Annotated in this window: 14 protein-coding genes and 1 pseudogene; 7 read left to right on the plus strand and 8 right to left on the minus strand. The window is 69.2% G+C overall.

What is annotated here, in order from left to right; all coding sequences use genetic code 11:
* Positions 1 to 69 precede the first annotated feature (69 nt).
* From WS91_RS31775 to WS91_RS01980, 5 genes and pseudogenes are all read left to right on the plus strand, one after another.
* A pseudogene (locus tag WS91_RS31775) lies at positions 70 to 216 on the plus strand (spore coat protein U domain-containing protein); the annotation flags it as partial.
* Between the two features lie 7 nt (positions 217 to 223).
* A complete protein-coding gene (locus WS91_RS01955) occupies positions 224 to 958 on the plus strand; it encodes a fimbrial biogenesis chaperone (RefSeq protein ID WP_059669641.1) in 735 nt (244 codons plus the stop codon).
* 40 nt (positions 959 to 998) lie between these two features.
* A complete protein-coding gene (locus tag WS91_RS01960; RefSeq protein ID WP_059669642.1) occupies positions 999 to 3,956 on the plus strand; it encodes a fimbria/pilus outer membrane usher protein in 2,958 nt (985 codons plus the stop codon).
* 546 nt (positions 3,957 to 4,502) lie between these two features.
* Positions 4,503 to 5,912 (plus strand): argininosuccinate lyase, encoded by a 1,410-nt coding sequence (gene argH, locus WS91_RS01970; RefSeq protein WP_059669644.1) that lies wholly within the window; start codon positions 4,503 to 4,505, stop codon positions 5,910 to 5,912.
* A gap of 300 nt (positions 5,913 to 6,212) precedes the next feature.
* Complete coding sequence (locus WS91_RS01980) at positions 6,213 to 6,884, plus strand: HAD family hydrolase (RefSeq protein ID WP_059669646.1); 672 nt, start codon at positions 6,213 to 6,215, stop codon at positions 6,882 to 6,884.
* Between the two features lie 120 nt (positions 6,885 to 7,004).
* On the opposite strand, the gene WS91_RS01985 is transcribed toward WS91_RS01980, so the two are convergent.
* The 5 genes from WS91_RS01985 to apbC all read right to left on the minus strand — a co-directional run bounded on the left by WS91_RS01985 (position 7,005) and on the right by apbC (position 12,533).
* The gene (locus tag WS91_RS01985) at positions 7,005 to 7,715 is read right to left on the minus strand and encodes a lysozyme inhibitor LprI family protein (RefSeq protein WP_038751786.1); all 711 of its coding nucleotides are present in this window, start codon (positions 7,713 to 7,715) and stop codon (positions 7,005 to 7,007) included.
* Between the two features lie 2 nt (positions 7,716 to 7,717).
* On the minus strand, positions 7,718 to 9,997 hold the full coding sequence (locus WS91_RS01990) for an arginine/lysine/ornithine decarboxylase (RefSeq protein ID WP_038751788.1): 2,280 nt from the start codon (positions 9,995 to 9,997) through the stop codon (positions 7,718 to 7,720).
* A 102-nt stretch (positions 9,998 to 10,099) separates the two neighbouring features.
* The gene (gene dcd, locus WS91_RS01995) at positions 10,100 to 10,669 is read right to left on the minus strand and encodes a dCTP deaminase (RefSeq protein WP_009892477.1); all 570 of its coding nucleotides are present in this window, start codon (positions 10,667 to 10,669) and stop codon (positions 10,100 to 10,102) included.
* A 104-nt stretch (positions 10,670 to 10,773) separates the two neighbouring features.
* Positions 10,774 to 11,313 carry a superoxide dismutase [Cu-Zn] gene (gene sodC, locus WS91_RS02000; protein WP_038751791.1) on the minus strand — a complete coding sequence of 180 codons (540 nt, stop codon included), beginning with the start codon at positions 11,311 to 11,313 and terminating at the stop codon, positions 10,774 to 10,776.
* Between the two features lie 131 nt (positions 11,314 to 11,444).
* Complete coding sequence (gene apbC, locus WS91_RS02005) at positions 11,445 to 12,533, minus strand: iron-sulfur cluster carrier protein ApbC (protein ID WP_059669647.1); 1,089 nt, start codon at positions 12,531 to 12,533, stop codon at positions 11,445 to 11,447.
* A gap of 372 nt (positions 12,534 to 12,905) precedes the next feature.
* Between apbC and WS91_RS02010 the strand changes: the two genes are divergently transcribed.
* The gene (locus WS91_RS02010) at positions 12,906 to 13,553 is read left to right on the plus strand and encodes an OmpA family protein (protein WP_059669648.1); all 648 of its coding nucleotides are present in this window, start codon (positions 12,906 to 12,908) and stop codon (positions 13,551 to 13,553) included.
* 463 nt (positions 13,554 to 14,016) lie between these two features.
* Entirely contained in the window at positions 14,017 to 16,188 is a 2,172-nt protein-coding gene (gene metG, locus WS91_RS02015; protein WP_059669649.1) for a methionine--tRNA ligase, read from the plus strand.
* 117 nt (positions 16,189 to 16,305) lie between these two features.
* On the opposite strand, the gene WS91_RS02020 is transcribed toward metG, so the two are convergent.
* From WS91_RS02020 to WS91_RS02030, 3 genes are all read right to left on the minus strand, one after another.
* Positions 16,306 to 17,346 carry a methyltransferase gene (locus WS91_RS02020; RefSeq protein WP_059643655.1) on the minus strand — a complete coding sequence of 347 codons (1,041 nt, stop codon included), beginning with the start codon at positions 17,344 to 17,346 and terminating at the stop codon, positions 16,306 to 16,308.
* Complete coding sequence (locus tag WS91_RS02025) at positions 17,343 to 18,053, minus strand: hypothetical protein (protein WP_059669650.1); 711 nt, start codon at positions 18,051 to 18,053, stop codon at positions 17,343 to 17,345. Before WS91_RS02025 ends, WS91_RS02020 begins: the two co-directional genes overlap by 4 nt.
* A 288-nt stretch (positions 18,054 to 18,341) precedes the next feature.
* Positions 18,342 to 22,421: a translocation/assembly module TamB domain-containing protein gene (locus WS91_RS02030; RefSeq protein WP_059669651.1), complete on the minus strand. Its 4,080-nt coding sequence runs from the start codon at positions 22,419 to 22,421 to the stop codon at positions 18,342 to 18,344.
* Positions 22,422 to 22,425 lie beyond the last annotated feature (4 nt).

The raw sequence follows: 22,425 nt of genomic DNA on the forward strand, positions 1-22,425 counted from the left end.
GGTGAAAGGGATGGGTGATCTCGACCGTTACGGCCGTGCAACCGTCGTCACGACAAGCAGTTGCTGACTTACGATAACACGGTCGGCACCGACACCGTGAGCGGCACCGGCAACGGCACCGCGCAGACGCTGACCGTGTACGGCCAGGTGCCCGCACAGACGACGCCGCAACCCGACACCTACCAGACGACCATCACCGCGACCATCACGTTCTGAGCCGCCCGTGACGTCGCTCGTCCGCCGGTGGCTCGCCGTTCTCGCCGTTCTCGCCGTCGCTGCCGCCACCGTCCCGGCCGCCCGCGCCGCGACGCTGCAGATCTCGCCCGTCACGGTCGAGATGGCGGCCGACAATCCGGCGGCGGGCGTCATGCTGCGCAACCCCGACGCGCGGGCGATCTACGGGCAGGTGCGCACCTTCCGCTGGAGCCAGGAGCAGGGCGACGACGTGCTCGTGCCCGCGCCGGGGCTCGTCGCGAGTCCGCCACTGCTGCAGATCGGCGGGCAGAGCGAGCAGCTCGTGCGGCTCGTGCGCGTCGCGCACGACAAGCCGCGCGCAGAGGAAAGCTATCGCGTGCTGATCGACGAGTTGCCGACGCTCGACGCGCCCGTCGTCAACGGCATCGCGATCCGGCTGCGCTATTCGATTCCGGTGTTCGTCGCGCCCGACACCGCGCTCGGCCCGCCGAAGCTCACATGGCGTATCGTGCGCGGCGCGTCGGGCTGGCTGTTGCGCGTGGCGAACGACGGCGGGCGGCATGCGCAGGTCGCATCGGTGCGGCTCGTCGACGACGCCGGCAAGACTTACGAGATCGCCCCCGGCCTTCTCGGCTACGCGCTCGCCGGCAGCATGCGGCAGTGGCCGCTGCATCTCGACGCGACGCGGATCGTGCCGCGCATCCGCAAGGTGCGCGCGACGATCAACACCCAACCTGTCGAGGCGGACGTGAGCCCGCCTTGACGACACACTTCGACCGTTCCTCCAAACCACTCGCTCGAACGTGCCGACTGTCCGCATCGCGCATCGCTCGACGGACCCTGGGCGGCATCGACGGTTCGTCGGACTGACGATCGCACTCGCCGCCGCGACATTCGCCGCTGCCGCGGCGAGCCGGGGCGCGCACGCGCAAAGCGCATCGGCTTCGGGTGAAACCGGCGCCGAGGATGCGGCAACGCGCGCCGCGCCGGCGAGTCCGGCCGTGCTCGCGTCGGGCTCCGTGAGGACATCCGCGGGGGCGTCCGTCGATCGCGTGCTCAGCGGCGCCGCCGTGCGCGCGGGATCGGGCGGCGCATCGGCGGCGGCCGGCGCGGTCGTTGCGCCCGCAACGGTTGACGCGGTGACGTCGACGGGCGGGTTCGCGGCGGTGGCGAATGGGAGCGAGTCGGTTGCGTCGTCCGTGTCGTCCGTGCCGTCTTTGTCGTCTTTGTCGTCTTTGTCGTCTTTGTCGTCTGTGTCATCCTCGCCGTCCTCGTCGCACCCGTCGTTGCCGTTTTTGCAATCCTCGCCATCGGCATTGCCGTCGCCGTCCACGTCGCCTTCGCCGGCCGGATCGCCGTTGCCGTTCGCGTCGCCCACATCGCCGGCATCGCCCTCTCCGGCGACGTCGCCCGCACCGGCCGCATCGCGCGCCTCCCCCGCTTCGGCCAACGCCCGAACCCCGCTCGCCGTGGCCGCCGCGCCCCCCGCGCTGTCCGCACCGCCCAACCCGACGACGAGCCTGCCCGTGCCCGGCGCGGACGCAACCGTGACCGCGAACGACCTGTATCTCGCCGTCTCGCTGAACGGCCAGCCGACGCACCTGATCGTGCACTTCGTCGTCGCCGACGGCCGCTTCTACGCGAGCCAGGACGACCTGAACGACATCGGCATCGCGACGTCCCGGCTGCGGCAGCCGGCGAACGCGCTCGTCGCGCTCGATGCGCTCGACTCGCTGCGCTACCGCTACGACGCGGCGCGCCAAACCATCGACCTCGACGCGCCCGACTCGCTGCGCATCCCGCACACGTTCGACACGCGCGCGCTCGCGCCGACGGTCCCCGCGAGCGCCGGCCGCGGCGTCGTGCTGAACTACGACCTGTACGCGCAGACGACCGACCGCGCGGGCGCCGCGCTCTGGCACGAAGCGCGCTACTTCGATCCGGCGGGCGTGTTCAGCAGCACGGGCGTCGCGTATTTCCAGCACGGCGGCCAGCGCTACACGCGCTACGACACGTCGTGGAGCAGGTCCGATCCGAACTCGCTCACGACGACGCAGTTCGGCGACACGATCTCGTCGTCGCTCGCATGGACGCGCTCGCTGCGCCTCGGCGGCCTGCAATGGCGCAGCAACTTCGCGCTGCGCCCCGATCTCGTGACGTTCCCGGTGCCCTCGCTCGCGGGCACGGCCGTCGTGCCGTCGACGGTCGATCTGTACGTGAACGGCGTGCGCCAGTTCAGCAGCGACGTGCCGAGCGGCCCGTTCGTCATCAACAGCGTGCCGGGCATCACGGGCGGGGGCAACGCCACCGTCGTCACGCGCGACGCGCTCGGGCGCACGATCGCGACGTCGCTGCCGCTCTACATCGACACGCGAATGCTCGCGCCGGGCCTCGCGAGCTACTCGGTCGAGGCGGGCTTTTTGCGGCGCGCGTGGGGCCTGCGCTCGTTCGACTACGCGCGCCGTCCGGCCGCGAGCGCGACCGCGCGCTACGGCGCGACCGACAGCCTGACCGTCGAAGCGCATGCGGAAGCGACGCCCGGCCTCTACAACGCGGGCGCCGGCACGCTCGTGCGGCTCGGCGGCGCGGGCGTCGCGAGCGCGTCGGTCGCGCAGAGCCTCGGGCGCCTCACCGGCACGCAGGTCGGCATCGGCTATCAGCTCGTGCGCCCGCGCTTCTCGATCGACGCCGAGACGCTGCGCGCGTTCGGCAACTACGGCGACCTCGCCGCGCGCGACGGCACGCCGGTGCCGAGCGCGACCGATCGCGTGACGCTGTCGCTGCCGTTCATCCGGTCGCAGACGTTCGCGATCAGCTACATCGGTCTCAAGTACCCCGGCCTGCAGGCGTCGCGCATCGGCTCGGTGTCGTACTCGGTAAACGTCGGCAGCCTCGCGTCGATCAACATCAGCGCGTTCCAGGACTTCCATCAGCGCGACTCGCGCGGCGTGTTCCTGAGCCTGAACGTCGCGCTCGGCGACCGGACGTCCGTCAACACGAACGTCGGCCGGCAGAACGGCAAGACGGTCTACAACGTGAACGCGATGCGCGCGCCCGACTACGGCGGCGGCTTCGGCTGGAGTGCGCAGGCGGGCGACGCGGGCGGCACGCGCTACGGCCAGGCGCAAGCGCAATACCTCGGCCGCGCGGGCGAAGTGACGGCGCTCGCACAGACGATCGCGGGGCGGCAAAACGCGGCGCTCGACGTGACGGGCGCCGTCGTGCTGATGGACGGCAACGCGCACCTCGCCCGGCGCATCGACGACGGCTTCGCGCTCGTGTCGACGGACGGATCGGCGGGCGTGCCGGTGACGCACGAGAATCGCGTGATCGGCACGACCGACCGCGGCGGACATCTGCTGATCCCCGACCTGAACGCGTATCAGAACAACCGGATCGGCATCGACACGCTGAAGCTGCCGCTCGACGCGCGCATATCCGACACGATCCGCAACGTCGTCCCGCAGTCACGCTCGGGCGTGCTCGCGCATTTCTCGATCGCGCGCGAGCCATCGGCGTCGATCGTGCTCGAGGATGCGTCCGGCGCGCCGCTGCCGCCCGGGCTTGCGGTCACGCATCGCGAAAGCGGCGCGAGCACGATCGTCGGCTACGACGGGCTCACGTTCGTCACCGGCCTCGCGGCCGTCAATCATCTGGAGATAACGGGCCGCGGCAAGCGCTGCGCGGTCGCGTTCGATTACACGCGCCCCGCCGACGGCACGCCGCCGACGATCGGGCCGCTCACCTGCGATTTGAAGTGACGCGATGCGCACGCGGGCGCGTCGCGCGATCCGCGATGGCGCGTCGGCCGACTCGGCCGGGCGCCGGCGTTCGGTCGCATCGTTTGCATCGTTTGCATCGTTTGCGCCGTTTGCGCCGTTTGCGCCGTTTGCGCCGTTTGCGCCGTTTGCGCCGTTTGCGCCGTTTGCGCCGTTTGCGCCGTTTGCGCCGTTTGCGCCGTTTGCGCCGTTTGCGCCGTTTGCACGTTCACACCGTTCGCCCCGATTGCGCCGCCGTATCTATCAGGCGACGCCGCGTCCATGACAGCGGCCGCCGCTCGCGACCGCCGCGAGCGGCGCACCCATCGCGCCCCCATCGCGCCCGCCGCGCAAGCGCCCCCGCGCCGGCCCGCCGTATCGCCCGCCGCCGTGCAGCCCGCCCGCACGCGCGCCGAAACCGCCGGCGCACGCGCTCCGCCCCCTCGCGCCGCCCCGACCGCGCCCCACCGGCCGCCCACCGCGCGAATGCTAGAATCCGCGTTGTCCGTTCGCGGCGCGCGCCGCTCCACTCCCCTTTCAAGAATCGCCATGACGTCCCAACTGCACAAAAAGGGCGAGGCCTGGTCGGCCCGCTTTTCGGAACCGATGTCCGAGCTCGTCAAGCGCTATACGTCGTCGGTTTTCTTCGACAAGCGCCTCGCGCTCGTCGACATCGCCGGCTCGCTCGCGCACGCGAACATGCTCGCCGCGCAGAAGATCATCAGCGCCGACGATCTCGCCGCGATCGAGCGCGGGATGGCGCAGATCAAGGGCGAGATCGAGCGCGGCGAATTCGAATGGCAGCTCGATCTCGAGGACGTCCACCTGAACATCGAGGCGCGCCTGACCGCCCTCATCGGCGACGCCGGCAAGCGCCTGCACACGGGCCGCTCGCGCAACGACCAGGTCGCGACCGACATCCGCCTGTGGCTGCGCGGCGAGATCGACCGCATCGGCGGCTTGCTGAACGACCTGCGCGGCGCGCTCATCGACCTCGCCGAAAAGAACGCCGACACGATCCTGCCGGGCTTCACGCACCTGCAGGTTGCGCAGCCCGTCACGTTCGGCCATCACCTGCTCGCGTACGTCGAGATGTTCTCGCGCGACGCGGAGCGCATGCGCGACTGCCGCACGCGCGTGAACCGCCTGCCGCTCGGCGCGGCCGCGCTCGCGGGCACGAGCTATCCGATCGACCGTCACGCGGTGGCCAAGTCGCTCGGCTTCGACGGCATCTGCGCGAACTCGCTCGACGCCGTATCCGATCGCGACTTCGCGATCGAATTCACGGCGGCGGCAGCGCTCGTGATGACGCACGTGTCGCGCTTCTCCGAGGAGCTGGTGCTGTGGATGAGCCCGCGCGTCGGCTTCATCGACATCGCCGATCGCTTCTGCACGGGCAGCTCGATCATGCCGCAGAAGAAGAACCCGGACGTGCCCGAACTCGCGCGCGGCAAGACGGGCCGCGTGAACGGCCACCTGATGGCGCTGCTCACGCTGATGAAAGGCCAGCCGCTCGCGTACAACAAGGACAACCAGGAAGACAAAGAGCCCCTCTTCGACACGGTCGACACGGTGGCCGACACGCTGCGGATCTTCGCGGAGATGGCGGCGGGCATCACGGTGAAGCCGGACGCGATGCGCTCGGCGGCGCTGCAGGGCTTCTCGACCGCGACGGATCTCGCCGACTATCTGGTCAAGCGCGGGCTGCCGTTCCGCGACGCGCACGAGGCGGTCGCGCATGCGGTGAAGGTCTGCGACGCGCGCGGCATCGATCTCGCGGACCTCTCGCTCGACGAAATGAAGCAGGAGCTGCCGAACGTCGCGCACCTGATCGGCGACGACGTGTTCGACTATCTGACGCTCGAAGGCTCGGTCGCGAGCCGCAACCATCCGGGCGGCACCGCGCCGGACCAGGTGCGCGCGGCGGCGAAGGCGGCGCGCGCGGCGCTCGGCAAGTAAGCTCGCATGCACGTGGCGGACACCGAATGGTGTCCGTCTTTTTTATTTGCCGGGCGAAACGCCGGGCAGCCCACAAAGCGATGCGCGCCCGGCCGCGCCGATATGCGCCGGCGGCTCGTCGCGATCGACGGGCACACGGCTAACGCGAAACCGGGCGCGGCAAGCGACACGCGGCGATCGCCGCGACGGCGCGCACCGCTTTCGGCTGCCCGCGCGCTCGGCGACCACGCTGGCGACGCCGCCCGAACGCGCGACGGTGCGCAGCCCGCGGCCCACGCCTCGATACACGGACGACAACCCATGTTCTCAGCGGCAATCTTCGATATGGACGGCCTGCTCGTCGATTCCGAGCGGACCATCATGAATACGTGGATCGACGTCTCGCGCGCGCACGGCGTCGCGCTGTCGTCCGCCGACTATCTGCAGATCGTCGGCCGCTCGTTCCGCGAAGGCCAGACGATCCTCGCCGGCCTGCTCGGCGACGACGCGTTCCGCTCGGTGTCCGCGCAGGTGCGCACGCAGCTCGCCGCACCGCAGCCTCATCCGAAGTTTCCGCTGAAGGCGGGCGCGCACGCGCTCCTGACGACGCTCGCCGACGCCGGCGTGCCGTGCGCGGTCGCGTCGTCGTCCACGCGCGACGTGATTCGCACGCGGCTTCACGCGGTCGGCGTGCTGGAGCGCTTCGCCGCGATCGCGGGCGGCGACGAAGTGGAGCGCGGCAAGCCCGATCCGGCCGTCTACCGGCTCGCGGCCGAACGGCTGAACCTGCCCGCGCACGCGTGCGTCGCGTTCGAGGACAGCGATTTCGGCGCGCTCGCCGCAACGCGCGCGGGCGCGTCCGTCGTCACCGTGCCGGACCTGAAGGCGCCGACACCCGAGATCGTCGCGCTGAGCCTGCGCGTGCTCGATTCGCTCGACGACGCGGTCGCGCTCGTGCCCGCGTGGTTCGGGCCGCACGCCGCGCACGCGTGAGCGGACGCGGCGCCGCCGCGCAGCGGACACGCAAGATCGACACGAGGATGGCGGCGGGCGGCCTCACCGGCGCGCGCCAAAGAAACGGGAGACGAACCCCGGCCGCGGTGCGCTGAGCGCTCAGCGATTGTTGACCGTCTCCGAGAACCGCTTGAGCGTCGCGACGCGCGCGCCGATCAGATCCACGCGCCCGTCCTCGCTGATAAGCGGCGTCGTCGCGTCGCGAAACGCGGCCCACTCGCGCTGCGCGGCGACGAGCGTCGGCAGCGAGGCCGCAGGCATCCGCGCCTGCAATTTCGCGTAATAGCGGTTCATGTCGAAGAGCGCATGCTCGCAAGCCGCATCGCGCATGCAAGGCCGCACGCGGTGCACGGCGCCCTTGTCGCCGCCCGGCTGCGCGTAGCGGTCGGCGGCGCCGCGCAGCGCGAGCGCGCGGTCGCGCACCGGCTGCAGCCGCATGTCGGCGCTCGCCATCGCGTACATCGTCCCCTGCGTCGTCTCGTAGACCGCGCGCACCAGATGCGCCTCGTCCTTGCGCCACGCGAGCCAGCGGCGCTGGCTCTCCTGCCAGCCGCGCCGCGCGTCGGCGGGCGCCGCCTTCTGCAGCCGCTGGTACGCGGCGTCGACTTCGCCGAGCCACCGCTGACGCGCCTCGTCCATGCACTGGATCTGGCCCGCCGTCGACGAGCGGTCGCGCCGCGCGAGACACTGCCGCATCGCGACGTCGATCGGATCGGCCGCCGCGACTTCCGCGTGCGCCGCGCCCGCCGCGAGCCATCCGGCGAGCGCGGCGGCGGCCAGGCGCGCGAGCGTCTTGCGGACTGCCGTCATCGTCAATCGCGCACGCAGTCGACGTAGTACTCGATGCGCCCGTTCATCTCTTCCGCGACGAGACCGTGGATGTCGGTGTGAAAGCCCGGGAAGCGCTCGTTGAAATCGCGCGCGAACCGCAGGTAGTTGACGATCGTCTTGTTGAAGCGCTCGCCCGGAATCAACAGCGGAATGCCCGGCGGATACGGCGTCAGCAGGATGCTCGTCACGCGCCCTTCGAGCTCGTCGAGCGGCACGCGGTCGATCTCGCGGTGCGCGAGCTTCGCGAACGCGTCGGACGGCTTCATCGCCGGCTCCATGTCCGACAGGTACATCTCGGTCGTGAGGCGCGCGATGTCGTTCGCGCGGTACACGTCGTGAATCTGCGTGCAGAGATCGCGCAGGCCGACGCGCTCGTAAAGCGGATACTGCGCGACGAACTCGGGCAGCACGCGCCAGAGCGGCTGGTTGTTGTCGTAATCGTCCTTGAACTGCTGCAGCTCGGTCACCATCGAGTTCCAGCGGCCCTTCGTGATGCCGATCGTGAACATGATGAAGAACGAGTACAGGCCCGTCTTCTCGACGATGATCCCGTGCTCGGCCAGATACTTCGTGACGATCGCGGCCGGAATGCCCGTCTCGCCGAATTCGCCGTCGACGTCGAGCCCCGGCGTGATGATCGTCGCCTTGATCGGATCGAGCATGTTGAAGCCTTCCGCGAGCGGGCCGAAGCCGTGCCAGCGATCGTTCGGCTTCAGCAGCCAGTCGGCGCGCGAGCCGATCCCCTCGTCCGACAGGTTGTCCGGGCCCCACACGCTGAAGAACCAGTCGGCGCCGTACTCGGCGTCGACCTTGCGCATCGCGCGGCGGAAGTCGATCGCCTCGGCGATCGATTCCTCGACGAGCGCGGTGCCGCCCGGCGGCTCCATCATCGCGGCCGCGACGTCGCACGACGCGATGATCGCGTACTGCGGGCTCGTCGACGTGTGCATCAGGTACGCCTCGTTGAAGCGGTGCTTGTCGAACGTGCGGTTCTCCGAATCCTGCACGACGATCTGCGACGCCTGCGAAATGCCCGCGAGCAGCTTGTGCGTCGAGTGCGTCGCGAACACGAGCGCGCCCGTGCGCGGCCGGCCCGCGCCGATCGCATGCATGTCCTGGTAGAACGGGTGGAACTCCGCGTGCGGCAGCCACGCCTCGTCGAAGTGCAGCGTGTCGACGAGGTCGCCGAGCAGATCCTTGATCTGCTCGACGTTGTAGACCACGCCGTCGTACGTGCTCTGCGTGATCGTCAGGATTCGCGGCTTCGCGTTCGGGTTCTTCGCGAGCGCCTCGCGCGCGAACGGGTTCGCCTCGATCTTCTTGCGGATGTTCTCCGGCTTGAACTCGTCGCGCGGAATCGGCCCGATGATGCCGAAGTGATTGCGCGTCGGCGTGAGGAACACGGGGATCGCATGCGTCATCGTGATCGCGTGCAGGATCGACTTGTGGCAGTTGCGGTCGACGAGCACGATGTCGCCTGGAGCGACGGTCGCGTGCCAGACGATCTTGTTCGACGTCGACGTGCCGTTCGTCACGAAGAACAGGTGATCGGCGCTGAAGATCCGCGCGGCGTTGCGCTCGGACGCGGCCACGGGGCCCGTGTGGTCGAGCAGCTGGCCGAGCTCGTCGACCGCGTTGCAGACGTCCGCGCGCAGCATGTTTTCGCCGAAGAACTGGTGGAACATCTGGCCGAGCGGGTTCTTCAGGAACGCGACGCCGCCCGAGTGGCCGGGGCAGTGCCACGAGTACGAGCCCTCGTCGGCGTACTTGACGAGCTCCTTGAAGAACGGCGGCGAGAGCGAATCGAGATAGACCTTCGCCTCGCGGATGATGTGGCGCGCGACGAACTCCGGCGTGTCCTCGAACATGTGGATGAAGCCGTGCAGCTCGCGCAGGATGTCGTTCGGCAAATGGCGCGACGTGCGCGTCTCGCCGTACAGGAAGATCGGGATGTCCGCGTTGCGGCGGCGCACCTCGGTCACGAACGCGCGCAGCTCGATGATCGCCGTCGCGAGCTCGGGCAGCTCGCCGTCCGCGCCGATTTCACCGAGCATCAGCTCGTCGTCGTCGATCGACAGGATGAAGCACGACGCGCGGCTCGACTGCTGAGCGAACGACGTCAGGTCACCGTAGCTCGTGAGGCCGAGCACTTCGACGCCTTCTTTCTCGATCGCCTCCGCCAGCGCCCGGATGCCGGAGCCCGAGATGTTCTCGGAGCGAAAATCTTCGTCGATGATGACGACGGGAAAACGAAACTTCATGGGCGATTCTCCAAAAAGAACGACCGCGGCGCGCGGGCATGAACAGGCCCTGGCGCAGCGGTCACCCGGACTGGCGATAGGTCAGATCGATATGCAAGCAGATCAGGTTTTCGGCAGCGTGACACCGCGCTGTCCCTGATACTTGCCGCCGCGGTCGGCGTACGACACGTCGCAGACTTCGTCGCTCTCGAAGAAGAGCACCTGCGCGACGCCCTCGTTCGCGTAGATCTTCGCGGGCAGCGGCGTCGTGTTCGAGAATTCGAGCGTCACGTAGCCTTCCCATTCGGGCTCGAACGGCGTCACGTTGACGATGATCCCGCAGCGCGCGTACGTCGACTTGCCGAGGCAGACGGTCAGCACGGTGCGCGGAATGCGGAAGTACTCGACGGTGCGCGCGAGCGCGAACGAGTTCGGCGGGATGATGCACACGTCGCCCTTGAAATCGACGAACGAGCCTTCGTCGAAGTTCTTCGGATCGACGATCGTCGAATTGATGTTCGTGAAGATCTTGAATTCGTCCGCGCAGCGGATGTCGTAGCCGTAGCTCGACGTGCCGTAGCTGACGATCCTGCGGCCGTCCTCGGCGGCGCGAACCTGATCGGGCACGAACGGCTCGATCATCTTGTGCTCTTCGGCCATGCGCCGAATCCACTTGTCGGACTTGATGCTCATAAAAAGGCGCCGGAAAACGCTGCGTGTCTGGATGAATGCCGCCGGACGTTCCGGCGGCCGTGAAAGGCGCACATTTTACGCGATCGCGAACGGACCGACTCGCGTCATTGCCGCACGACGCCGCACGCGAGCGCGGGCCCCGCGCCGTGCTGCGGGAACGCCGGGTCGCCCGGATCGCGGTGGACGAGCACCGAGCGGCCGAGCACCGAGCGCACGCCGTCGAGCGCGACGTCCGGCGCGACGATGAAGCCCGCCGCGACGCCGTTCGCATCCGCGTGGATGTTGCCGAGATCGCCGCCGACGCGCGCGCCCGCGCGCAGGCGGTCCGCCGCGGGCGCGAACACGGCGCCCGCGCTCGAGCCGTCGGCGGCGTTGCAGTCGCCGCGCTCGTGGATTTGCAGCGCGTGATCGGTGTTGGGCGGCAAGCCCGCGAAGTTGTACGTGACCTGCACGCCGTCGGGCCGCTCGGCGAGCGTCACGGTGCCGCGCGCCTGGCTGCCGACCGTCGGCTGGAGCAGCGCGTCGGCGCGCTTTTCGTGTTGCGATGCAAAAGTGGTGCAGCCGGCCAAAAGGCCGATGGCGGCCAGGACAAGCGGCGCATTGAGCGCGAGCCACCCCGGCACGCCGTCGAGTCGTCGTTTCATGCGATCCTCATGCCGGGCGGAACGCTCGGACGAGCGCCCGCCGGGCCGGTAAAGGGGACCTTCGGGAAAGTCGTCATGATACCGTGACTCGCCACGCCGCCGACACCGTCCGACGCGGCCCTGCCGGGATTTTACGTATTTTGTACAACGATCGTCGGAAACTTCGACGACATGTCCCGCGCGCGCTCGGCGATCGCGATCGCGACGCCCCGCGCGATCGCGCGGTAGCGCTCGGCGAGCTTGCCTTGCGGGTCCGCGACGACGGTCGGCGCGCCGCTGTCCGCCTGCTCGCGGATGCGGATGTCGAGCGGCAGGCTGCCGAGCACGGTCACGCCGTACTCCCGCGCCATCCGCTCGGCGCCGCCCGCGCCGAACACGTGCTCCTCGTGCCCGCAGTTCGAGCACACGTGGATGCTCATGTTCTCGACGATGCCGAGGATCGGGATGTTCACCTTCTCGAACATCTTGAGGCCCTTCTTCGCGTCGAGGAGCGCGATGTCCTGCGGCGTCGTGACGATCACGGCGCCCGTCACCGGCACGCGCTGCGCGAGCGTGAGCTGGATGTCGCCCGTGCCGGGCGGCATGTCGACGATCAGATAGTCGAGATCGCGCCAGTTGGTCTGGCGCAGCAGTTGCTCGAGCGCCGACGTCGCCATCGGGCCGCGCCACACCATCGGATTGTCCTCGCCGACCAGAAAGCCGATCGAGTTCGCCTGCAGCCCGTGGCCGACGAGCGGATTCATCGATTTGTTGTCGGGCGACTCCGGCCGCTCGTGAATGCCGAGCATCGTCGGCAGCGACGGACCGTAGATGTCGGCGTCGAGGATGCCGACCGACGCGCCTTCCGCCGCGAGCGCGAGCGCGAGGTTCACGGCCGTCGTGCTCTTGCCGACGCCGCCCTTGCCGGACGCCACCGCGACGATGTTCTTCACGTTCGGCAACAGTTGCACGCCGCGCTGCACCGCATGCGCGGCGATTTCCTGCGACACGGCGACGCGCGCGTCGCGCACGCCCGGCACGGCGGACAACGCCGCGGCGACCCGCGCGCGCGCGTCGTCGAACTGGCTCTTGGCCGGATAGCCGAGCACGACGTCGGCCGAAACGGTGTCGCCGTCGATCGTCACGTTGCGGATGCCGCGGTGCGCCGCGTACGGGCGGCCGGTGTTCGGGTCGACGACTGCCGCGAGTGCGGCGTCGACGAGCGCCCTGTCGATACTCATCGAAACTCCGTGGGAACGTCGCTCAAAATCGCCTAAAACGTCAACTACCTTCAAATATCAGGGCGAAAAGCGAGAAAAGTGAAAGAATTTATTGCACGCCATTGCGGAAAGCCGACTTGCGGAGCAATCTTCGCGGGCGGCGCGCTTCGGGGCCACATCGGGGCCACACCGCCTATATTGTAGAGGCTGGGGCGCGCTTGGTCCTAACAGCCATCCTGGCGAACGGGGCTTGTCCGCGATCGCGGCAGGCCCGGCCGCCCGGAGCAGGACTGATCGATGCGCTCGCGCCCGCACAGCCGGCGCGCGGGCAACCCCCGCCGAAAGAGCGGTTCTTTTTTGTTCTTGTCGAGTCACTCAAGAGAGGAAACCAAGATGAATACCAAAATCGCGACGCGCTTGTCCGTTTTCGCTCTCGCCGGCGCCCTGCTGGCGGGTTGTGCAACCCCGCAAGGCACCAACACGGCTGTCGGCACCGGTACCGGCGCCGCGCTCGGCGCGGGCATCGGCGCGCTGGCGGGCGGCGGCAAGGGCGCCGCGATCGGCGCCGGCGTCGGCGCGCTCGTCGGCGGCGTGACGGGCTACAACTGGCAAGCGATCAAGAACAAGCTCGCGCCGGCCGCGCAACAGACGGGCACGCAGGTCACCGAACAGCCGGACGGCTCGCTCAAGCTGAACGTGCCGAGCTCGGTCACGTTCGCGACCGACCAGTATGCGATCACGCCGGCGTTCACGCCGCTCCTGAACGACCTCTCGTCGACGCTGAACCAGAACCCGCAGATCACCGCGTCGGTCGTCGGCTACACCGACAGCACGGGGTCGGCCGCGCACAACCAGACACTGTCGCAGAATCGCGCGCAAAGCGTCGTGAACGCGCTGTCGCAGCGCGGCGTCGCGGGCGGCCGCCTGTCGGCGCAAGGCATGGGCGCGTCGAACCCGATCGCCGACAACGCGACGGAAGCCGGCCGCGCGCAGAACCGCCGCGTCGAGATCTACCTGCGCGCTCCGCAAACGGCGCAGTAATTTCGACCGCCGGAGAATGGCGCGCCGAGCCCCGCCGGACAAGGCTTTCGAGGCAGCTCGTAACAACTCGAAAAATTTTTCGAACTTCTTCCGAGCTGCGTAGTCTGTCTTTACGGTACGTGACTGGTGCTGCCGGCGCGTCACCATTCTCCTCTTGTCGTTGTTGCTCCGGGGCAAAGTCCGCCCCGGTTTTTTTTGCCCGCACGCAACCGCGCTGCACCGCAACATCCGACCGCCCCGCCGCGTTGCCAGCCGACGCAAACATAGCCGCTTTACGCGCGGCTTTCAATTCGCCGAATATTACGATTTGTGACGCGTGACGAACGCGCCGGCGAGCGCCGCGCCGCGACCCGGCCGGAAGTGCGCAGCTGCGCGCGGCCGGCCCGCACTTCGGCCAAGCGGCCGCCCTGCTAGAATCGCAGCTTCCCTACGATTTTCCCCAAGCAGTCCCTTCAGAGACCCTATGTCCGCATCCGACCTCAACTCCGTGCAGGCAGGCGCGCCGCAAAGCCGGCGCCAGATCCTCGCCACGTCCGCGCTGCCCTATGCGAACGGGCAGATTCACATCGGCCACCTGGTCGAGTACATCCAGACCGACATCTGGGTGCGGACGATGCGAATGCACGGCCACGAGATCTACTACATCGGCGCGGACGACACGCACGGCACGCCCGTCATGCTGCGCGCCGAGCAGGAGGGCGTGACGCCGAAGCAGCTGATCGAGCGCGTGTGGCGCGAGCACAAGCGCGACTTCGACAGCTTCGGGGTGTCGTTCGACAACTTCTACACGACCGATTCGGACGAGAACCGCGTGCTGAGCGAGAAGATCTATCTCGCGCTGAAGGAGGCGGGCTTCATCGCCGAGCGCGAGATCGAGCAGGCATACGACCCCGTCAAGGAGATGTTCCTGCCGGACCGCTTCATCAAGGGCGAGTGCCCGAAGTGCCATGCGAAGGACCAGTACGGCGACAGCTGCGAGGTGTGCGGCACGACCTACCAGCCGACGGATCTCGTCAATCCGTACTCGGTCGTGTCCGGCGCGACGCCCGTGCGCAAGACGTCGACGCACTACTTCTTCCGCCTGTCCGATCCGCGCTGCGAGGCTTTCCTGCGCGAATGGGTGAGCGGCCTCGCGCAGCCCGAGGCGACCAACAAGATGCGCGAATGGCTCGGCGACGCGGGCGAAGCGAAGCTCGCCGATTGGGACATCTCGCGCGACGCGCCGTACTTCGGCTTCGAGATCCCCGGCGCGCCCGGCAAGTATTTCTACGTGTGGCTCGACGCGCCCGTCGGCTACTACGCGAGCTTCAAGAACCTGTGCGAGCAGCGCGGCATCGATTTCGACGTGTGGATCAAGAAGGATTCGACGACCGAGCAGTATCACTTCATCGGCAAGGACATCCTGTACTTCCACACGCTGTTCTGGCCCGCGATGCTCGAGTTCTCGGGCCACCGCACGCCGACCAACGTGTTCGCGCACGGCTTCCTGACCGTGGACGGCGCGAAGATGTCGAAATCGCGCGGCACGTTCATCACCGCGCAAAGCTACATCGACACGGGCCTGAACCCCGAATGGCTGCGCTACTACTTCGCCGCGAAGCTGAACGCGACGATGGAAGACCTCGACCTGAACCTCGAGGACTTCCAGGCGCGCGTGAACAGCGACCTCGTCGGCAAGTACGTGAACATCGCGAGCCGCGCGGCGGGCTTCCTGCTCAAGCGCTTCGACGGCCGCGTGCAGGACAGCGCGATGAACCATCCGCTTCTCGCGACGCTGCGCGACGCGGTGCCGCAGATCGCCGCGCACTACGAGGCGCGCGAGTACGGCCGCGCGCTGCGCCAGACGATGGAACTCGCGGATGCGGTCAACGGCTACGTCGACACCGCGAAGCCGTGGGAACTCGCGAAGGACCCGGCGAACGCGGTCGCGCTGCACGAAACGTGCAGCGTGAGCCTCGAGGCGTTCCGCCTGCTGTCGCTTGCGCTCAAGCCCGTGCTGCCGCGCGTCGCGCAAGGCGTCGAAGCGTTCTTCGGCATCGCGCCGCTCGTGTGGGCCGACGCGAACCGGCCGCTGTCGTCCGAGCAGCCGATCCGCGCGTATCAGCACCTGATGACCCGCGTCGATCCAAAGCAGATCGACGCGCTTCTCGCCGCGAACCGCGGCTCGCTGCAAGGCACCGCCGCGGCCGACGCGGGCGCGGCGAACGGCGGCGGCAACGTCGCGAAGAATGCGAAAAGCGCGAAGGCCGCGAACGCGACGAACGCGGCGGCGCCCGCCGACGACGATGCATCGCCGATCATCGCGATCGACGATTTCGCGAAGATCGATCTGCGCATCGCGAAGATCGTCGCGTGCCAGGCCGTCGAAGGCTCGGACAAGCTGCTGCAGCTCACGCTCGACGTCGGCGAGGAGAAGACCCGCAACGTGTTCTCCGGCATCAAATCCGCGTACCAGCCGGAGCAGCTCGTCGGCAAGCTGACGGTGATGGTCGCGAACCTCGCGCCGCGCAAGATGAAGTTCGGCGTGTCGGAGGGAATGGTGCTCGCCGCGTCGGCGGCCGACGAGAAGGCCGAACCGGGCCTCTACATTCTCGAGCCGCATAGCGGCGCGAAGCCCGGCATGCGCGTGAAGTAAGCGGCGACGCACGTCGCCGCGATGCATCCGGAGGGCCGCGACAGCGGCCCTTCGCGTTTTTGCGCGGGCACGCGGCAATGCGCGGTCACGTGCTCATCGCGTCATCGCGTCATCGCGTCATCGCGTCATCGCGGCTTCTCGGCTTCTCGGCTTCACGCCCGTCACGAGGCTGAAGTACCCGAAGCTCGGAATCGTCTCGATCGACGTGAAGCCGGCGTCGGCGAGCATCGCCGACAGCGCGCGCGACGTGTACTGCTCGCCCTGCGTCCAGCCGATCATCATCAGGCTGTACGCGGCCGCGGCGAGCGGCCCGCTCTTGTCGTCTAGATAGAGCATCTCGTGCAGCACGACGCGCCCGCCGCACGGCAGCGCGTCGAAGCTCTTGCGCGCGAGCGCCGCGTCCTTGTCGGCCGGCCAGTCGTGAAAGACGTTCGAGTAGAAATGCAGATCGGCGGGCGGGAACGGATCGCGCCACATGTCGCCCGGTTGGAACGCGACGCGATCGCGCCAGCGGGCGTCGACGAACCTCCGGCCCAGCTCGCAGACAGCCGGCAAGTCGAAAACCACGCCGCGCAGCGACGGCCACACCGACAGCGCGCCGATCACGTGCGCGCCCGAGCCGCCGCCGATGTCGAGCATCACGCGATGCCGCGCGAGATCGAGCTTGGTCGGCCACACGGCCGTATGCGCAGCACTCAGGCTCTGCATCGCGTGCGTGAAGCGGGTGCCGAGCTCGGCGTGCCGCTGATGCGAATCGAAGATGTCGGTCTCGCCGTATGCGTGCGACGCGTCGCGCCGCAGCGCGGCCTCGAGGCCGGCGACCGAGAACGTGTCGCCGTTGTCGTACATCAGGTCCCAGAACGCGCCGAAGTACTGGCGGCTGCGCGGCAGCAGCAAGTCTTCCGCAAGCGTCGTCAGCGCGAAGCGATCCGCGTCGCGGCGCACGAAGCCGAGCGCAACCGACACGTTGACGAGCGCCTCGACAGGCCGCCGCGCGAGCCCGAGCGCCGCGCCGAGCGCGCCGAGCGTACACGGCCCGTCGCCCAGCCGGCTGAAGAGCCCCAGCCGGTTCGCGATCAGCATCGCCGGATAGACGAACAGATTCACCGCGACGTCGTACGCGGCGACGTCGTCGTGTCGAGGCAGTGCGCGCGTCATGGCAGTTCCAGCGAAGCGGGCGGCGACGCGGCGCGGGCAATCTCGCGCACCGCTTCGTGCGTCCATGCGGAGAACGAATCGAAGACGCGGTCGACGAGCGCGATGCAGCGCCGCCGCTTTGCATCGTCGAGCGCGATGCGGCTTGCCTTCGCCTGCTCGCCGTTCTGCATGTGCCCCGTCTCGAGCGCGAAGTGATACGCGCCCATGTAGCGCAGCTCGCGCCCCGTTTCCGCCTGCATCTCGGCGGCGAGACGAGTCGTGAGCGCGAACAGCACGTTGCCGGTTTCCTCGATCGCTTCGACGATCGCGAGCCGCTCGACGCCGTCGGCCGCGTCGACGATCGCGCACAACTCGTACATCAGCAGACGACATCGATGCGTGTCTTCGCTCCACAGCGCGCGCAGCGCGTCGGTCATCGTGGTCGCGCGGTTCCAGCCAAGCTTGTCGAGATCCTCGAGGAACCACGGCCAGTGATGATCGTCTTCGCGCGTATGCGCGTTGACGCGCGCCTGAAGCATGTCGCCCGTGGGCTCCTTGCGCAGCATGTAGCGATTGAGATCGCCGAAGGCCATGACGAAGAACGCGAATCCGGGCATGAAGCCGAGCCGCACGCGCGGCGGCAAGCGTTCGTCGCGCAGGCAGGCGAACAGCGGCAGCGTCGCGTATCGCCGCTTCCTCCGCATGATGTGGGTCATGACGGTTTTCATAGGAATGCGCCCCCCGAATCAAGGCCGCGTCGTCGTCGACATATCCGGTCGAATCGCGAACGATCGCGACGGCGACAGGCGTCCGCGCGCCTTCGACACGCGCGCGAGCGGCCCAATCTCCCCGTACACGATCGCTGCGCCGGCGCAACGATATGAGGATTGATTACCTCAAATTAGAGTATCGGGAATAAATGTCAAGCGAGGGCCCAAACGGGGCGCACGCGACGCGCGATCGTTGCCGCGCGCGCCGCGGGCCCGGCGACGGGCACCCGCCGCCGGGCCGCCGCGTCACCACCAGCGATCGAAGCGCCGCGTGTAGTTGAGGTCGACGCCCTGGAACGTGCCGCCATACGCGGATATCGCCCAGAACCGCGTCAGGTTGATCGTCGCCTTGAACGCGTTGCTCGCCGACTGCAGCCCCTGCTCGTAGCCGAGCACGAAGCGCTCGTTGATCGCCTTCGACACGAGCACGACCTGCGGATCGGTCAGGCCGACGTCGCTGCGGCCGACCGACACTTCGTCGAGCCCGACCGTCTGCGCGACGCGCTTGCCGGTCGCGCTGCCGAGAAGCGCGAGCGCCGTCGTCATCGCGTTCTGCTGGCCGAGGTTGTTGCCCTGATCGGTGCCGTGGCCGAACAGGAGCCACGACAGCTTCTCGTTGTCGTTCACGTTCGGCTCGGACACGAGCCTCACGCTCGGCGACTGCACGGTGCCCGTCACTTGCACGCCCGCCTCGACTTCCTGGTTGCGTCGCATCGCGAGAATGTTGATGCCCGGATTCGACACCGGCCCGTTGAACGTGAAGAAGCCGTTCTCGATCGCGAGCCTGCGGCCGAACGACGTGTAGGTCGAGCCTTCCGTCACGCGCACGTTGCCGACCGCGCGCAGCGGCACGCCGGGCGCGCTCATCACCGTCACCGTGCCGGCGAGCCGCAAATCCGCGCCGTGGCCCTTGAAGCGGAAGTCGCGGCCGAGCCCGATGTCGATGTTCGCGCGCGGCGCGAGCGACGGCGCGGGCTTCTCGGTCGCGGGCGCGGGCTTCGCGATCGCCGTACCCGTCTTCGTCTCGCCGCGCTCGAGGCTGCCCGGGCGCACGATCACGACGTCGTCCGACAGATGCGGCGCCGCCTCTTCCGGCAAATCGAACAGCGCGCGATCGACGGCGAACTTGCCGTTGATCGCGATGCCGCCGCGCGGCGCGTCGTTCTCGACGACCGCCTTGCCCGACAGCGACAGCTTACGGTCCGGCGCGGCGAAAATCTCGAGCCTGTCGGCGACGATGCTCGCCGTCAGGTCCGGCTCGCTGCCGTCGAGCCGCACGCGGCCGATCGCGCGCAGCGTGCCGTCGCCGCCGTGGAACTCGACCTGCTGGAACTCGACGAGGTTCTCGGTCAGCTTCACGCGCACGATTCCGCCCTTCAACTGCACGCCCTGGTCGACGAGCGTCGCCGACAGGTTGTCGCCCGTCAGCGTGCCCGAGAGCTTCGGCTTCGCGGGCGTGCCCGCGACGGTCAGCTTCAGCGCGGCGCGGCCGTCGAGCAGATAGCTCGGGCCGAACAGGCCGCCCGTCGATTGCAGCGCCGGCACGTCCGCGTCGACGCGGCCCGTGAGCGGTCCGTCCTCGGCGATGCCGAACACGCCGTCGCGCAGCGCGAACGGCACTGTGACGTTCGCGTCGAGCGTGCCGATGCGGCTCGCCTTCGCGTGAGCGGTGGCGCTCAGCCGGTTGCCCGGCACGAACGTCGCGCGCGCCGACAGATCGCCGATGCCGAGCGACGCGACGCCGCGCCCGGTCTCGATCGTCACGTCGCCGCTTCGGCGCCGGATCTGCGCGTAGCCCGCGGCGGTGTCGCCGAGCGTCACGTCCCAGTCGCCATCGAGGATCAGGTCGGTACGCAGCGGCGAACGCTTGCCCGTGAGCTCCGCGCGAATCTCGAGCGCGCGTGCCACCGACAGGTTCGTGATCGCGCCCGCCGTGCGCAGCCGGCCGCGCTCGAGCGCGAACGATTTCAGATCGAGCGTCGCGCCTTCGACGGACAGCTTCGCCGCGCTCAGCGTCAAGCGCTGCGCGCCCGCCGAGATCGCGAGCGGCGAATCAAGCGAGATCGACGGCGTGCCGCGGTTCGACAGCCGCGTGACGGTGCCGTCCCAGCGCATCCCGTCGCGCGCTTCGACGACGCCGCCGTTCGCCGCGACGGCGAGATTGATCACGCGGCCTTCGGCGATGCCGACCGCGGTCGCGTCGAACGCATGCTTCGCGCGCGTGCCGGTCAGATGCGCGGACAGCGTCTTCAGGCTGATCGAGCCGAGCGCAATGTCGTTCGCGTCGGCGGTGAACACGAGCGCGCCTTTCGCGCCGTCGCGAATGTCCGCGCGGCCTTGCGCGGAACCGATCCGGTTCGCGCCGAACACGACGCCCGTCGCCGTGTAGTCGGCGACGACATTCGGATGCGCGAACGAGCCCGTCAGCTCGCCGTTCGCGCGCACGAGGCCCGCGAGGCCGAAGCCGAGGCGCTCGAGCTGCGGCGCGTCGACGTTGAAGCGTAATCGGTCGCCGGGCGCGCCGAAGCTGCCGCGCAAATCGACCTGGTTGCCCGCGATCGAAAGATTCGCGTTGCTCGGCAGTATCCGCGCGCCCGCCATCTGCACGGTGCCCTCGCCCGTCATCGGCAGGCCGTCGTAGACGCTGTCGCCGAGCTTGAACTGCGCCTTCGTCGAGAAGCCGGGCGCGAGCGCGCCCGTCGCGGCGAGCGTGCCGTTCACGCGCGCCGTGCCCGCACGCGGGCCCGCGGCCTGCGCGATCTTCGCGCCGCCGCCCTTCGCGGCTTGCGCGCCCTTTGCGGTCTGCGCGCCTTTGCCGCCGCCCGCCTTCGCGCCGGCCGCCGCCAGCGCGAGCGGATCGAAATCGACGAGCCTCGCCTTCAGGTCGTACGTCGAGCGCGCGTCGTGCTCGAGCACGCCCGCGAACTCGACGCGCCCCTTGCCCGCCGTCACGCGCGCGTCGGCGATCGTCGTCTGCTTCGCATCGAGCTTGATCTTCGCCTTCGCGCCGAGCGCGAGCTTCGCGTCGGCGAGGTCGAAGTCGATCGTCTGCACGCCCGGCTCGAGCGCGACGCCGACGGGGCCCGCGAGCCGCGTCGGCCGCAGCGCGGCGACGAACGCGTTCAGATCGAGATTCGCGACCTTCAGGTCGAACTTGCCGCGGCCGTTCGCGAGCGCGCCGCCGCCCGTCACGCTGCCGTCGCGGATCGTGCGCACGGCGAGCGCGTCGATGCGCTGTGCGTGCGCGTCGAACCGCACGTTCGCGTGCGCGTCGACGAGCGGCAGCAACTCGTCGGCGAGCGCGCCGGGCTTCGCGTTGACGATCGACACCGGGCCCGCGACGACGAACGCCTTCGGCGTGTTCGCATCGGGCGTCGCGGGCTCGAGCTGCGCGCGCACCGCGAGATCCGCGACGGGCGCGCCCGGCGACAGCGCGCGCGGATTCACGTGATCGAACACGATCGACGCGCGCGTGAGCGGCACGTCCGAAAACGGCGCGGCCTCGACGTGCGCGCGGCCCGCGAGCTTCATCCCCGATGCGTCGAGATCCGCGACGAGCGCCTCGAGCGAACCCGACACGCGCGCGCGCGCGTCGACCGGCTCGCCCGAGAACTTGCCCGCATAGGTCGCGCCGCCTTCGATCGCGAACGGCCGCACGCCGTCGAGCCGCGCGTTCGCGGTGAGCGAGCCGAACGGCGTGTCGAGCCGCTCGAGCGTCGCGTCGTGATGTCGGCCGTCGCTCGCGCCGCGGAAGATGAGGCTGTCGAGCTCGGTCGTGGAGCCGGCTTCGCGGATCAGCAGCTTGTCGAAGCGCAGATCGTCGATCGCGAGTTGCAGCGGCAGTTGCAGATCCTTCGGCATCACCGTCGGCGAAGGCGGCGACGGCGCGACGCGCACGTCGATCGTGCCCGCGCGCAGCGACGCGATCGTGAAGCGCCACGGCGCGCGCGCGAGCGCCCAGCGTCCGGCGACGCGATCGATCCTTACTTCGGTGCCCGAGCCGTCGGGGCTCGTCCACGCGAGTTGTTCGAGCCGCACGCCAGCCGCGAGCGTGCCGCCTTCGAGCGTGCCCGCGAGCCGCCCGCCGAGCAGCTTGACCGCCGCTTGCCACGCGAGCTGCGTGCCGCGCTCGGTCGTCGCGGCGGCGAAGAGCGCGCCCGCCGTCGCGACGACGAGCACGACGGCGACGAGCGCCGCCCATCCGAGCGCGGCGAGCGCGCGCCGGCCGGGCGAGCGCCGCCGCTTCGGCTCGGGCGCGCGCCTGCCGCCGGGCGCGCCGCCGTCCGGTACGTTGGGAGGAGTCGGTTCGGATACGTCCTTCGTCATGCCA

This window comes from Burkholderia sp. MSMB1498, assembly GCF_001526245.1.
GTDB classification, from domain to species: Bacteria; Pseudomonadota; Gammaproteobacteria; order Burkholderiales; family Burkholderiaceae; genus Burkholderia; species Burkholderia savannae.

What these genes read in the sequence shown, in the direction of transcription:
- argH (WP_059669644.1), top strand. Translation starts at nt 4,503, where the DNA reads ATGACGTCCCAACTGCACAAAAAGGGCGAGGCCTGGTCGGCCCGCTTT.
- WS91_RS01980 (WP_059669646.1), top strand. Translation starts at nt 6,213, where the DNA reads ATGTTCTCAGCGGCAATCTTCGATATGGACGGCCTGCTCGTCGATTCC.
- WS91_RS01985 (WP_038751786.1), bottom strand. Translation starts at nt 7,715, where the DNA reads ATGACGGCAGTCCGCAAGACGCTCGCGCGCCTGGCCGCCGCCGCGCTC.
- WS91_RS01990 (WP_038751788.1), bottom strand. Translation starts at nt 9,997, where the DNA reads ATGAAGTTTCGTTTTCCCGTCGTCATCATCGACGAAGATTTTCGCTCC.
- dcd (WP_009892477.1), bottom strand. Translation starts at nt 10,669, where the DNA reads ATGAGCATCAAGTCCGACAAGTGGATTCGGCGCATGGCCGAAGAGCAC.
- sodC (WP_038751791.1), bottom strand. Translation starts at nt 11,313, where the DNA reads ATGAAACGACGACTCGACGGCGTGCCGGGGTGGCTCGCGCTCAATGCG.
- apbC (WP_059669647.1), bottom strand. Translation starts at nt 12,533, where the DNA reads ATGAGTATCGACAGGGCGCTCGTCGACGCCGCACTCGCGGCAGTCGTC.
- WS91_RS02010 (WP_059669648.1), top strand. Translation starts at nt 12,906, where the DNA reads ATGAATACCAAAATCGCGACGCGCTTGTCCGTTTTCGCTCTCGCCGGC.
- metG (WP_059669649.1), top strand. Translation starts at nt 14,017, where the DNA reads ATGTCCGCATCCGACCTCAACTCCGTGCAGGCAGGCGCGCCGCAAAGC.
- WS91_RS02020 (WP_059643655.1), bottom strand. Translation starts at nt 17,346, where the DNA reads ATGACGCGCGCACTGCCTCGACACGACGACGTCGCCGCGTACGACGTC.
- WS91_RS02025 (WP_059669650.1), bottom strand. Translation starts at nt 18,053, where the DNA reads ATGAAAACCGTCATGACCCACATCATGCGGAGGAAGCGGCGATACGCG.
- WS91_RS02030 (WP_059669651.1), bottom strand. Translation starts at nt 22,421, where the DNA reads ATGACGAAGGACGTATCCGAACCGACTCCTCCCAACGTACCGGACGGC.